The following is a 12,678-nucleotide window of genomic DNA, read 5'->3' on the forward strand; positions in this document are numbered from 1 at the left end:
TGACTTCTAAGGCTTACTCATAAGAGTAAGCCTTTTCTTTTGTCTGACGTAATTGGTTTATCTCCTCTGTAAACCGTTCGAATGTCGTAGTTACTTCCGCGATTGAAGCTTCAATTTCTGATTTGACTTGATCTAAGTCCGTGGCTTCGGTTACCAGATCGTTTGCTCGTGCCTCAATGATTGCGAGCGGAGAAGCAATCCTGTCACATGCCACCATTTTTGCTGCGCCTTTAAGTCGGTGTACCGTGGTTTTTAGCTCCTTGTATTCCTTGTGAGCCCACAGGTCGTCTATCCGTTTATTATCTTCCATGAAGCTTACGGCAAACTCATTAAGCAAGGTCATTACGACATCGTGATCTTCAAATAGGTCGTAGAGCGCGGCGTAGTCGATAACTTGATTGTTAGTAAGATTGAATGAGTCTTGAGGGCTAGCAGGAGTAACCTCTTGGCTAGGCTCTGATGGGTTACTGATCTCCACTTCCGCAAAGCTCTGTTCAATATCTTGGAACAGCATCGAAAATTCATTGGCTTCTTCGTCTTTAGGTGAGGAGTTTGATGAAGCACTGACTTCCTGATTCTGTGCCTTTAATTCCTTTGCATCGTAAACATCAGTTTCACGAACCGGGTTGGAATCGTCGATTGCGGGCAGCCACTTCTCAATGGTTAATCTCATCTGTTTAATAGAAACGGGTTTGACCAAGAAGTCATCCATGCCGTGAGCATAACAGTTAGCATCCTCACCTTGTACGGCATTTGCTGTTAATGCGACGATAGGCAACCTTCGAGTTTCTTGAGCAAGTTCTTCGCTGCGTTGTTCTACCTGACGAATGCTTGAAGCAAGCGTGTATCCATCCATTTCCGGCATGTGGCAATCGGTGAGAAGCAACCCATAGCGTTTATCTTTCAAGGCGTTCAGAGCCAGAACTCCGTTATCAACTATGTCGGCATGGACACCAATATTTTCAAGTTGCTTAGCGATGACTTGCTGGTTGATAGGGTGATCTTCCGCGACCAGAATCAGCCTACCATTGTTCTCAGCTTGTTCGCGAGTCTCTTCAGCGATAGGCGCTTTAGCTTCGCTATCCACTGGTGAGATTAGATTGTCGTGACTGACGGGTTTCGTTAGAACATGCACAAGGTTATCGGGTAGCAGCGGATTGACCGACAAGCACCAAGAGTTGCCTAAAGGCTCAGGCGAGAGCATTGGATTTTGGTTGATCACCGTGAAGCGTGTTGAGCTTGTATGTTGTTGAATCCATGCATCGGTAATCGCCAGTTGCTGCCATACAGACATCGTAACAAAGATGTGTTTTGGCTGATGTTTGACGACCATCTCTTTGAGCAGGTGCTTTTGATTAATATGCAGAACCTTTGGTTCAAGGCCGAAGTGTTTCAGATATCGGCACAGCTCTTCTTGTTGCAGAACGTAACCAACCACATACACCTCGTGAGAGTGATTGCCCACACCTAGTTCAATAGTATTTTCAACATCCGAAGTGCAGAGTAAAGTTTGTGGCAGAGCCAAAGCGTTGTTGACTGCCTGTTCAGGAGTACAAGTTGGGAGGGTAACGGTAACCGTAAAGTGGCTGCCTTTTCCTTCTTCACTCGACAACTCTATGGTGCCATTCATCTGTTCAATCAACTTCAAAGCGATAGACAGCCCAAGCCCTGTGCCCCCAAAACGGCGGCTGGTGGTTTTGTCGGCTTGTTCAAAAGGCTGGAATAAACTTTGTTGTCTGTCTTTCGGGATACCAATACCTGTATCTGAGACAGTGAGGCTAATTTTCTGCTGATGTTCGTTCTGTCCAATCACATCAACATGTAACGATATTGTCCCATGCTCGGTGAACTTAATCGCATTATTGAGGAAGTTATTCAGAATCTGGTGGAGTCGTATGTCGTCTGCAAACAACCACTGAGCGAGGTTTGGGTCTTGCCAATAGTGGAAGGCCAAGCCTTTTTGTTGTGCATGAATGGATTGCGGTTGTACGATGCGCGCTAATACTTTGCCTAATTCAATCTCGGTAGGGTTAAGTTCTAGTTTTCCCGCTTCAATCTTGGAGTAATCGAGTACGTCATTAACGATGTGCAGTAAGTTACGAGCAGACTGATTCAATCCACCGTGTAAGTTCAGCAACTCTTCACTCAGCTGATGTTCCTGCATTAACTCTAATAGCCCTAAGATCCCACTGATTGGGGTGCGAACCTCATGACTGATAGTTGCTAGGAACTGAGACTTAGCGGCGGTGGCACTTTCTGCTTTCTGGCGAGCATTGTCTAAAGCCTGTTGCTGTTTTTTCAGCAGGGTGATATCTGTTATCACCGTGTTCCACTCAATGGCTTGGCCGCTCGATACTTGGCTATTAAATTTCACCCATTTCGCTTCACCTGATTCTAACTGCACTTGCTGTTCATTTTCCCAATGCCCGGATTCAATGGCATCGAGCATGCTGGTTTTAAACTGTGGCAAGCCATCTTTCGAGATAAGCTCAAAAAGACGTTGAGGATGCTCTTTTACGCTATCAACAGATAAGCCGAACATATCGGTTACACCGGCACTGACGAAGCTAAACTGGATATTCAAAGGCTGCCCGAGGTTTGTTTGAATATGTTTAAGCACAACCCCATCAATGTTGTCGGCCAGGGTTTGTAAATGGGCTTCCGCTGCTTTGGCCCGTTGTTCTGCGACTTTTCGCTGCTCGATTTCCGCTGCCATCTTGCGATTCCAGAATACGATCACGAAGATGACTATAAAGATCCCAAGCCCGATGATCACCGACCATTTAGCCACTTCACGTGGCGACAAGCCTTCTTGGTATTCATAGGTCAGCCATTTATTTTCCAAGCGCTCAAGTTCATTGGCAGGCAATGCGCTAATGGCTTTGTTGATAATACTCAGTAGCATGGGATGGCGGAAGTTGACCGCGAGAGCTAAAGGAGCGCTGTTTTGCTCATTAATGGTGCCAGTGATTTTAAATTGCCCAACATAGTCTTGATGCAATAAAGGTGCAGCATGATGAAGTGAAGCGAGCGCGAAACTGATCTCGTCTTTCTGTAATGCTTGGAAAGTGCTCACGTGATTGATGTAAGGGACGGCTTGGCAAGTCAGGCAGAGAGAAGGTAGAACTGTTGTGCCTCCAGAATCTTCAATCACACCAATCGCTTCGTTGCCACTTGGCGCAAAGTTGCCTAAGCGATCAGAGCGACTCAATAACACCCATGGTTCAAAACTGTAGGCTTGAGTGAAGTCCATGTATCGCGCTTTATCTGTGGTTGGCGTGATGTTGGTTAGCACCATTGTCTCACCATTATTGAACGCGACCTCGGCTGCTTCTGGAGTTAGGTAAGTGGTACTTTCAAATGACACGCCGAGCACATTACTTATTAGATTTAAGACGTCAGCAGATAAGCCTGAGTGTTGCTGTTGCTCGTTAGTAAAATCGTAAGGGTACCAATTGGCGTGTGTTCCTACTGGGATGCTAGGATTTCTATCGAGCCAGTTCTTTTCGTCTTGGGTTAAGTTCAGTGCTCCGTAGTCCAGCAACATCGAGTGTTGAGATGGGGCAAGCCATTGATTGTAAATCGATTGCAGCGAACCTTGCTTGATGTCCTCTAAAGCAAAGTTGATTCGGCTGAGTAGTTTATGTTTTCCTTTTTTGACGGCGAAGTGCAAGTGGTCAGCTGGCAGATCAGGAAGGACGGATAGTGTGAGTGAGTCTTTAGGCTGTTCACGTAGCAGCGCAGAAAGGGCAAGCGCATCCCCAATGTAAGCGTCGACACGATTATCTTCAATCGCAGTGAAGGCCGCTTGTGTGCTGTCCAAGGTGGTAATTCGACTCTCTGGAAGCAAGCTCGGAAGAAGGTCATTGAGCGCAAACCCTTTCTCTAGCGCTAAGTTTGCGGTTGCCAGTTCACTCAAGTCGTTTATTTTCAGATTTTGAGTAATGACCGCTCGTCGAATCGAGAACATGGGTTCACTAAAGGTCATGTATTCTTGGCGCTCTTTGGTCGAAGAGACGCCGACCAACAAATCTAATTCACCCTTTTCAAATGCACTGAGTACGCCGCTAAATGTTGGGTACAGCTCAATCTGATATTTGAAGCCTGCGTTTGCCGATACCTCATCCAACATGCTGATAAGTAGCCCTTCTGAAACTCTGTTCCCAGAGGGAGTTTGATGTTGATAGCTATAAGGAACCATGTTGTAAGAAGGCAGGCCGACACGTAATACAACTTGGTTATTCGACGAGTTTTCTAAAGGTGTGCTTTCAGCAAGGCTCTGCAGTGGCCACATGAATACCGTAAGGCAACTCAATAGAAAGGCGACACACCCCGTTTTCGTTTTTGTAGCATTGTTCTGCATAAAGACATCCTGTCGTTTACGTATTCATTTGGGTTTGACGGTGTGCTCAACTAACGGCGGCCAAAGGCTTTTTGGTTAGTGTGGGTAATGCAAAATTGTCTGCTCGCTGTAATGCCATACGCTGCAAAAGGGCGAGGCTGGTGTGGTCTGCTTTTAGGTGGATCTCAATTTGGCGCTTTACTTGATCGATCTTGTCTTGTCGACCCAAGGCTTGATAACACAATGCCAACAAGAAGAAGGCTTCGACATCATTGTCTGAGAACTCATTCATTGAAATGCTCTCAATACGCTCTTTCGCAACCTCTTGCTGATCAAGTTGAATGAGCTGCAAGGTACGGCAAAGCTTCAATAGTGGTTTACTAAGCGCATTCGATTTTTCGGAGTGAGAGAGCCTTTGCCAAGCGGCTTCTGGCTTCCAGTTTACTAACTCTTTTTGAGAGAGGGTTAAACTGTCTACCCACAAGATAAGTGCTCGCTTACCTGCTGAGTCCCAAATCGAATGCGGGACTAGTTGGGCTAGCGATTTGAGGTACAGAGTCGCTTGTTCGACATTGTTATCGAGCAATTGAAGCCAAACCATGGTGTTGGTCAGTTCGATGTTGCTGCCATTGACGGTGAGCACTTGCTCAATGAGAGTGTTAGCTGACTCGAAGTCACTGGTATTTAAGCAGATCTTAACCTTAAGCTGTTGTAGCTTGATATTGCGAGGGTTGTCTTCAATCAAGCCATCTATTTGACTGAGGGCGTCGTGATAATGCTGTTTGGCGATATGGATTTCAACGAGCTTGATCTTTGCAGGCTGGTAATCATGAAGCTGCAGCAGTCCATTCAACATGGCTTGTGCTTCATCGAGGTGTTGGTTTTTTATCAGAATGTTCGCCATATAGATGATGGCATCTTTCAATGTCGACGAGTCAGGGGCTTGTCCAAAGAGTGGCTTTACCGCGTTGAGTCCGTTCTTGAGATAGGCCTGCTCTAATGTTGAAAAGTATTGTTGTCGAGAGAGTGCCGACGTAACTCTTTTTATTATGTCATCGGCACGTATTGGTTTAATCAAGTAACCATCAGGCTCGAAGTTAGCATAACCAAAGAAGGTATCTTGGCTGTCATTACCAGTGACGATAAAGACAATCGTTTGTGGCTTGATCAATTCTTTTTGCTGCAAAAACTCAAGCAGTTGTAAGCCATTACTTCCTGAGCCTAAATCGTGGTCAATCAATAAGATATCGAACCGATGTGTGCGGCAAGCCCCAATCGCATTTTGTGCATTGGAAGCACTAATTACATTGTTATTTGGTACGCCTAACTTGATAAGCAGTGCGCGTGTTGCACTTTGAATCACACTGCTGTCATCAATGATGAGATAGCGCGAACGGGCGAGTATATCCATATAGTAGCCTTCTGACGTATTGAGTCTTGCCACTTTATTACCCCAATCGTAGTAAACAACTAATCATCCTAGCTGGTTAAAACGCTCGATAACTGCGTTAGAATTTTTGATTGTAGAATAACTACTTACCAAAAAATCTGCCTTGTTCTCGGACCTTTTTCCTGCGCTATTTCTGATCATTTACTTACTGTGATTGGTATTCTCTATGAATTAGCGGCTTATTTATTAACCACTTAAGTGTAGAAGTGATTTCAATGAATAGCCATAAGTTGCATATGAATGCGCACGGGGTAATGTATAGAAAGTGACGTTGGTTCAGAAGGTTAGCGTGTTTGAAAATATAGGTAAGAATCCAGATACAAAAAAGACCGCACGAGGCGGTCTTTATAAAAGATAGCGTAGGACTCTTTAACTACAGAACCATAGCTGCAATCCAACCGAATACGATCAGTGGGATGTTGTAGTGCAAGAACGTCGGTACTACGGTTTCCCATACGTGCTCATGTTGACCATCAGCATTTAGACCAGACGTTGGACCTAATGTTGAGTCAGAAGCCGGAGAACCTGCATCACCAAGTGCTGCTGCTGTACCTACTAGAGCGATCGTTGCCATTGGTGAGAAACCAAATGCTGCTGCTAGTGGAACGTAGATAGTTGCAAGGATTGGAATCGTAGAGAACGAAGAACCAATGCCCATTGTTACCAGTAGACCAACCACTAGCATAAGTAGCGCTGCTAGTGGTTTATTGTCACCGATGCTAGTTGAAAGAGCTTCAACCAGAGATTCAACGCCACCCGTTTGCTTCATAACTGCCGCGAAACCTGCCGCTGCAATCATGATGAAACCGATCATTGCCATCATATGAACGCCCTTGGTGAAAACATCTTGTGTCTCTTTCCAAGCAATGACGCCACCGAAGGTAAATACCATGAAGCCCGCTAGAGCACCGATGATCATAGAACCCGTCGACAGTTGAACTGTTAGCGCTGCTACGATACCAGCCGCTGCAACTAGGATGTGCTTCTTGTTGATCTCTTTCACTTCTGTTGAAACAACAGTGTGAGAGGTTTCTTTGTATTGGCGAGGCTTACGGTAAGTAAAGAATACTGCGGTAAGAAGGCCGAAGATCATGCCTGCTGCTGGTAACAACATTGCCATAGGTACTTGGCTCGCTACAACGTTTTCAAGACCATTGTCGTGAAGGTTTTTAAGCAGGATGTTGTTTAGGAAGATGCCGCCAAAACCAATCGGTAACACCATGTAAGGCGTAATCAGACCAAAAGTAAGCACACACGCAACTAGACGACGGTCTAGGTTCATTTTTGCGAATACGCCTAGTAGAGGTGGGATTAAGATTGGGATGAAGGCGATATGTACAGGAATCACGTTTTGTGAAGACATGGTCACTAAGATCAACGACGCAAGGATGCCGTATTTAAGACCAGTCGATGCTGCACTGTTCTCTTTACCGTGAATGCGTTTGATAACACTTTGAGCAAGGAGATCTGTGATACCAGAACGTGAGATAGCAACAGCGAATGTACCAAGCATAGCGTAGCTAAGTGCGATAGTTGCACCGCCACCTAATCCACTTTCGAAAGCCGCGACTGCGTCGTTCAAGCCCATACCAGAGGCTACGCCACCGATAATTGCGCTGAACGTGAGAGCAACGACTACGTTTACGCGCATCAAAGCTAAAACAAGCATGATGCAAACTGAAATTACAACAGGATTCATATTATTCTCGGGATGTTGTGTTTTTTATGAAGGCAATACGAGTGAACGTTTACCGACTCTATTTTTTATTCTTCGTCAACAAGAGGCCAACCACCAAGGGCTTTCCATTTGTTTACAATGCCGCAAAATAACTCTGTGGTTTTTTGCGTATCATACAAAGCAGAGTGTGCTTCTTTGTTGTCAAATTCCATCCCTGCAGTGCGGCAAGCTTTAGCCAAAACGGTTTGACCGTAGGCAAGACCACTAAGAGCTGCAGTGTCAAAAGTAGCAAATGGATGGAAAGGGACGCGTTTAAGCTTACAGCGCTCACTTGCCGCATTAACGAAGTTCAAATCGAATGTAGCGTTGTGAGCAACCATGATTGCGCGACTGCAATCTGAAGCTTTTTGTTCTTTTCTCACTAGCTTGTAGATTTCTTTAAGGGCTTCTTGTTCCGACACAGCACCACGTAATGGGCTAAATGGGTCTTTAATTCCGTTAAAGTCTAATGCTGCCTGCTCTATATTTGCGCCTTCAAAAGGCTCAATGTGAAAATGAAGCGTTGATGCAGGGTGCAGATCTCCGTTCTCATCCATTTTTAACGTAATGGCACAGATTTCTAATAATGCATCGGTTTCAGCGTTAAACCCTGCGGTTTCCACGTCGATGACCACTGGAAAATAGCCACGAAAGCGTTTTTTTAGGGTCAGAGCTTCGTTTTCTACAGTCATGTTAGCCCAAATAAGTGTGATTAAGGCTGCATTATTGCAGATAATAGCAGTGATAAAAACTAGGGAAGGGCAATAAATCATAAATTACCTAATCCATTGCGGCTTGATAATTGCATATTTAAACGTGAGAGAAAAATGCGGCAATTGGCTGCATTGTTAAACGAATTGCTTAAGAGATACTCCACTTTATGAAGAAACAACTCATAACAGGTTCAATGCTATTTTCGCTACTTATGTCGTCACCAGTAATGGCACAAGAAAAGCGTTACGGAGCATCTCCTCAACAGTCAACGTGGGAGATGGTGGCCAACACGCCACTCGAATGCCGCTTGGTTCACCCTATCCCAAATTTTGGTGATGCTGAGTTCTCATCTCGCGCGAGTAAAAAAATCATTTTGGACTTTGAGCTTAAAATGCGTCGCCCGATGGGTGCTACGCGTAATGTCAGCTTGATTTCGATGCCGCCACCTTGGCGTCCGGGTGAAAGTGCTGATCGCATGACAACCATTAAGTTCTTCCAACAATTTGATGGCTACGTTGGCGGTCAAACGGCGTGGGGAATCTTGAGTGAGTTGGAGAAAGGGCGCTACCCGACATTCAGTTACCAAGAGTGGCAGAGCCGCGACCAGCGAATCGAAGTGTCGCTGTCATCGGTGTTATTCCAAGAAAAATACAATGTGTTCAGTGACTGTGTTGCTAACCTGCTGCCTTACAGCTTTGAAGATATCTCTTTCACTATTTTGCACTATGACCGTAACAGTGATCAGCTGAACAAGTCGTCGCGCAAAAGGCTGAGCCAGATCGCCGATTACGTTCGCTATAACCAAGACATCGATCTTGTGCTGGTGGCAACGTACACCGATTCTGTCGACAGCAAAGGTATTAGCCAAAACCTTTCAGAGCGCAGAGCGGAATCGTTAAGAGAGTACTTCAAATCTTTAGGCTTGCCAGAAGATCGTATCCAAGTTCAGGGCTATGGTAAACGTCGCCCGATTGCAGACAACAATTCGCCAATTGGTAAAGACAAGAACCGACGCGTTGTTATCTCTTTAGGTCGTACGCAGGTTTAAGCAGAATAATTGCTTGTTTTGAAATCAGATAGCCCGTCGTAATGACGGGCTTTTTTGTCTTTAAAATTTGGAGCCATTGTCTAAACGCAACTCGTTTAGTTCAAGCGGAAACGAGCGATCATTTCACAGTTGGTCGCGGTATCGATCTTTTCTACCATAGAAGCAATTTTAGGATTGGGATGGCGTTTCATGAAATCGATCAGCGCTTTCTTACAGCAACCAATAGAATCGATAAAGCTGGAACATTGAGTGTTTGGGCACTGCGGGATCAGTGTCAGCACTTTTTCTGAAGCCAATTGAAGATACTTGAGCTCGTATTCGGTATCACCAGCCCATCGCCAGAATTGCGCGAGATTGTGGCAAGAGATCACAGAGATCAGTAGGCGTTCGTCAGCCTGAATATCGGTACGCTCAGTGATTTCTTCGCTCAAGTTCAATGCTTGCTGATAGTGGAGAATACTTCGTACAGGATCGTCGAGCTGCAATGCAGTATCGGCAAGTAACGTGTGTTTTTCCCATTCGCTAATCATTGTGTTACCTCACTAATCAATAGGTGTTTAATTTAAATGATAATCATTATCATGTAAAGTTTCATTGGTGAGATTGTTAATAATAATTGGTGAAGGGTATTGTTCGTGCGTGGAAACATAAAAAAGAAGCGAGCACAGTGCTCACTTCTTTTTTTCATTTCATCAGGCGTTCAAGCCCAAATTCGCAAAGAGGTTGAGGAATTAACCTTCTAGACCGGCACTTGCTTGTTTGTTCTGAATAAGCTCAATCATGTAACCGTCAGGATCTTTAACGAATGCGATGTGAGTAGAGCCGCCTTTAACCGGGCCAGCTTCACGTGTCACATTACCGCCTGCTGCTTTAATCGCATCACACGTTGTGTAGATGTCATCAACACCGATAGCAACGTGACCAAAAGCTGAGCCAAGGTCATATTCAGTCGTGCCCCAGTTGTAAGTCAGCTCAATCACAGCACCTTGAGATTCGTCACCAAAGCCAACGAAAGCCAGTGTGTATTCGTACTCTTTGTTTTCGTTCTTACGTAATAGCTGCATGCCCATTACATTGGTGTAGAACTCGATAGACTTGTCTAGATCACCAACGCGTAGCATGGTGTGTAAAATACGACCGTTTGACATGATTTGCTCCTAGCTTTAATTATGTATACGTTTTTGTAATTCTGTTTTATGCCGCAGGATAAACGCGGTGCTTTTTTGGCCAATAGGCTTGTTAGCTTCTTTCGCTTAGGGCTAACAGCTTATGAGCCTAGACGTCCGTTTTCTCTTTGAACTCACAGAGATCTTCAATGATACAGCTGCCACAGCGTGGTTTACGTGCGACACAGGTGTAACGTCCATGAAGAATGAGCCAATGGTGGACATCCAGTTTGAATTCTTTTGGGATAACTTTAAGTAGTTTTGCTTCGACATCGTCGACGGTTTTACCCATCGCTAGCTTAGTGCGGTTTGATACACGATAGATGTGTGTATCAACGGCAATGGTTGGCCAACCAAAGGCTGTGTTCAATACTACGTTTGCTGTTTTACGACCAACGCCTGGAAGGGCTTCTAATGCAGCGCGATCTTCCGGTACTTCACCATTATGTAGGTCAAGCAGCATACGACACGTTTTGATAGTGTTTTCTGCTTTTGAGTTAAATAAGCCGATAGTTTTGATGTACTCTTTTAAGCCATCAACACCTAAGTCGAAAATTGCTTGTGGAGTATTAGCCACAGGGTAAAGCTTATCCGTGGCTTTGTTGACGCTGACATCGGTTGCTTGCGCAGATAACAGCACAGCGATCAGCAACTCGAAAGGGCTGTTCCAGTTAAGCTCGGTTTCTGGTTTTGGGTTGTTTTCTCTTAAACGCTCAAGTATTTCTACTCGTTTTACATTGTTCATAGCGACATTACTTTCAAATAGTTAGGGCATGAAGCTTGGATTGCTTCTTCTTTATCATCGGTTACGCGCTCTTATGAGCGTCATTATTATATATAATGTTTAGATCTGATTTTCCCCGCTGAGTGATTGAGCTAGCTCAGCGGGGTTTAAGCTAATTTAACTTATTAGGCATTGGTAACGCGAGCGCGTTCAATGACTGGTTTCTCTTGTTTTGGTTGTCTAGATTTTGCTTGGTTATCGATGATGTTTTTCAAAGCAATTAAGAAACCAACACCAATAAAGGCACCCGGTGGAAGCAGGGCTAACAAGAAGCTGTTATCAAATTGGAATATCTGGATTCGTAACACAGAAGCCCAGTCACCAAGCAGCAGGTCTGCGCCATCAAATAGGGTCCCGTTACCAATAATTTCACGCATCGCACCTAACACGACCAATACTGATGTCATGCCTAGACCCATCCAAAAACCATCTTGAGCCGCTGGTAGCACTTCATTTTTTGAAGCGAAGGCCTCTGCACGACCGATGATTATACAGTTGGTTACGATCAGCGGGATAAATATACCCAAAGATAGGTAAAGCCCATAGGCGTATGCGTTCATCAGTAGTTGAACACACGTTACTAGCGATGCAATGATCATTACGAATACTGGGATACGTACTTCTTTTGGTACATGGTTACGAACCAAAGAAACAGAAACGTTTGAGCCTACCAGTACAAGTAAGGTAGCAATGCCGAGCCCAAGCGCGTTAGTGACTGTTGACGATACAGCCAGCAGTGGACATAACCCAAGAAGTTGCACTAGGGCGGGGTTATTGGCCCACATGCCATTTTTGATCAGTGTTTTATGGTCACTCATTATTCACCACCACAATTTAGAGGTTGAGCAAGCAATGCTTGGTTGTTTTGGTTAACGTACTGAACCGCTTGTTTGACAGATTTCACGACCGCTCTAGGAGTAATGGTCGCGCCAGTAAACTGGTCAAAGTCACCACCGTCTTTACGAACCTTCCAACGGTCAAGATTAGAATCTGTTACTTGTTTGCCTGCAAACGAAAGAATCCAATCACTTACACGCAAATCAATCTTATCACCCAAACCTGGAGTTTCTTGGTGAGAAAGCACACGAGTACCTAAAATAGTACCGTCGATCTTCATTCCAACAATGACTTTAATCGCGCCATTGTAGCCGTCTGGTGCAATCGCTTCGATCGCAATCGCGCTTGGCTCACCGTTAAGTTTAGCGATGTAAGCTGGCATCGCTTGCTCAGTACCAAGCTCTTCTGCTTGTACTAAAGTACAAGACGAAAACAGTTCGTTGTCGTGAAGATCGTGCGGGATCACTTGGTTAAGAACAGACAGTAACTGAGCCTGTTCTTGCTGTTTGATCTGATCTTTTGTTAGGTAGTGGGTTACCGCCACTAAACCTGTCGATGCACACGCAAAAATCGCGAGTACAAGGCCGTTTTTCTTAATTGCATTTAGCATGGCATCCGCT

Annotated in this window: 10 protein-coding genes; 1 reads left to right on the forward strand and 9 read right to left on the reverse strand. The window is 44.9% G+C overall.

The window, feature by feature from the left end; translation table 11 throughout:
• Nucleotides 1–13: 13 nt before the first annotated feature.
• The 4 genes from CWO13_RS05490 to rnt form a co-directional block, all read right to left on the reverse strand.
• Entirely contained in the window at nt 14–4,363 is a 4,350-nt protein-coding gene (locus tag CWO13_RS05490; protein WP_108082633.1) for a transporter substrate-binding domain-containing protein, read from the reverse strand.
• A 46-nt stretch (nt 4,364–4,409) separates the two neighbouring features.
• Nucleotides 4,410–5,753, reverse strand: a complete 1,344-nt coding sequence (locus CWO13_RS05495) for a response regulator (RefSeq protein WP_240699570.1) — start codon at nt 5,751–5,753, stop codon at nt 4,410–4,412.
• Between the two features lie 412 nt (nt 5,754–6,165).
• The gene (locus tag CWO13_RS05500) at nt 6,166–7,491 is read right to left on the reverse strand and encodes a Na+/H+ antiporter family protein (RefSeq protein WP_048659751.1); all 1,326 of its coding nucleotides are present in this window, start codon (nt 7,489–7,491) and stop codon (nt 6,166–6,168) included.
• A 65-nt stretch (nt 7,492–7,556) separates the two neighbouring features.
• Nucleotides 7,557–8,201 (reverse strand): ribonuclease T, encoded by a 645-nt coding sequence (gene rnt, locus CWO13_RS05505; protein WP_017061178.1) that lies wholly within the window; start codon nt 8,199–8,201, stop codon nt 7,557–7,559.
• A 188-nt stretch (nt 8,202–8,389) separates the two neighbouring features.
• On the opposite strand from rnt, the gene motY reads away from it, so the two are divergent.
• Complete coding sequence (gene motY / locus CWO13_RS05510; protein WP_004734048.1) at nt 8,390–9,271, forward strand: flagellar protein MotY; 882 nt, start codon at nt 8,390–8,392, stop codon at nt 9,269–9,271.
• Nucleotides 9,272–9,366: 95 nt separating this feature from the next.
• Here motY and CWO13_RS05515 read toward each other — a convergent pair whose 3' ends face one another.
• The 5 genes from CWO13_RS05515 to rsxG all read right to left on the reverse strand — a co-directional run bounded on the left by CWO13_RS05515 (nt 9,367) and on the right by rsxG (nt 12,668).
• Nucleotides 9,367–9,801, reverse strand: coding sequence for a DUF2753 domain-containing protein (locus CWO13_RS05515; protein ID WP_004734047.1), 435 nt, complete (start codon nt 9,799–9,801; stop codon nt 9,367–9,369).
• Between the two features lie 201 nt (nt 9,802–10,002).
• Nucleotides 10,003–10,419 carry a lactoylglutathione lyase gene (gloA, locus tag CWO13_RS05520; RefSeq protein WP_004734046.1) on the reverse strand — a complete coding sequence of 139 codons (417 nt, stop codon included), beginning with the start codon at nt 10,417–10,419 and terminating at the stop codon, nt 10,003–10,005.
• A gap of 127 nt (nt 10,420–10,546) precedes the next feature.
• A complete protein-coding gene (gene nth / locus CWO13_RS05525) occupies nt 10,547–11,182 on the reverse strand; it encodes an endonuclease III (RefSeq protein WP_010437137.1) in 636 nt (211 codons plus the stop codon).
• Between the two features lie 164 nt (nt 11,183–11,346).
• Nucleotides 11,347–12,039 carry an electron transport complex subunit E gene (locus CWO13_RS05530; protein WP_012603531.1) on the reverse strand — a complete coding sequence of 231 codons (693 nt, stop codon included), beginning with the start codon at nt 12,037–12,039 and terminating at the stop codon, nt 11,347–11,349.
• Nucleotides 12,039–12,668, reverse strand: a complete 630-nt coding sequence (gene rsxG, locus CWO13_RS05535; protein WP_048662060.1) for an electron transport complex subunit RsxG — start codon at nt 12,666–12,668, stop codon at nt 12,039–12,041. The genes CWO13_RS05530 and rsxG overlap by 1 nt, the downstream gene beginning before the upstream one ends.
• Between the last annotated feature and the right edge of the window lie 10 nt (nt 12,669–12,678).

Source organism: Vibrio sp. ZF 223 (genome assembly GCF_003050585.1).
Classification (GTDB): domain Bacteria; phylum Pseudomonadota; class Gammaproteobacteria; order Enterobacterales; family Vibrionaceae; genus Vibrio; species Vibrio crassostreae.

Bases quoted from the DNA above. Each gene is read 5' to 3' on its own strand.
- CWO13_RS05515 (WP_004734047.1), bottom strand. From the start codon at position 9,801: ATGATTAGCGAATGGGAAAAACACACGTTACTTGCCGATACTGCATTG.
- nth (WP_010437137.1), bottom strand. From the start codon at position 11,182: ATGAACAATGTAAAACGAGTAGAAATACTTGAGCGTTTAAGAGAAAAC.
- motY (WP_004734048.1), top strand. From the start codon at position 8,390: ATGAAGAAACAACTCATAACAGGTTCAATGCTATTTTCGCTACTTATG.
- rsxG (WP_048662060.1), bottom strand. From the start codon at position 12,668: ATGCTAAATGCAATTAAGAAAAACGGCCTTGTACTCGCGATTTTTGCG.
- CWO13_RS05490 (WP_108082633.1), bottom strand. From the start codon at position 4,363: ATGCAGAACAATGCTACAAAAACGAAAACGGGGTGTGTCGCCTTTCTA.
- CWO13_RS05530 (WP_012603531.1), bottom strand. From the start codon at position 12,039: ATGAGTGACCATAAAACACTGATCAAAAATGGCATGTGGGCCAATAAC.
- CWO13_RS05500 (WP_048659751.1), bottom strand. From the start codon at position 7,491: ATGAATCCTGTTGTAATTTCAGTTTGCATCATGCTTGTTTTAGCTTTG.
- CWO13_RS05495 (WP_240699570.1), bottom strand. From the start codon at position 5,753: ATGGATATACTCGCCCGTTCGCGCTATCTCATCATTGATGACAGCAGT.
- gloA (WP_004734046.1), bottom strand. From the start codon at position 10,419: ATGTCAAACGGTCGTATTTTACACACCATGCTACGCGTTGGTGATCTA.
- rnt (WP_017061178.1), bottom strand. From the start codon at position 8,201: ATGACTGTAGAAAACGAAGCTCTGACCCTAAAAAAACGCTTTCGTGGC.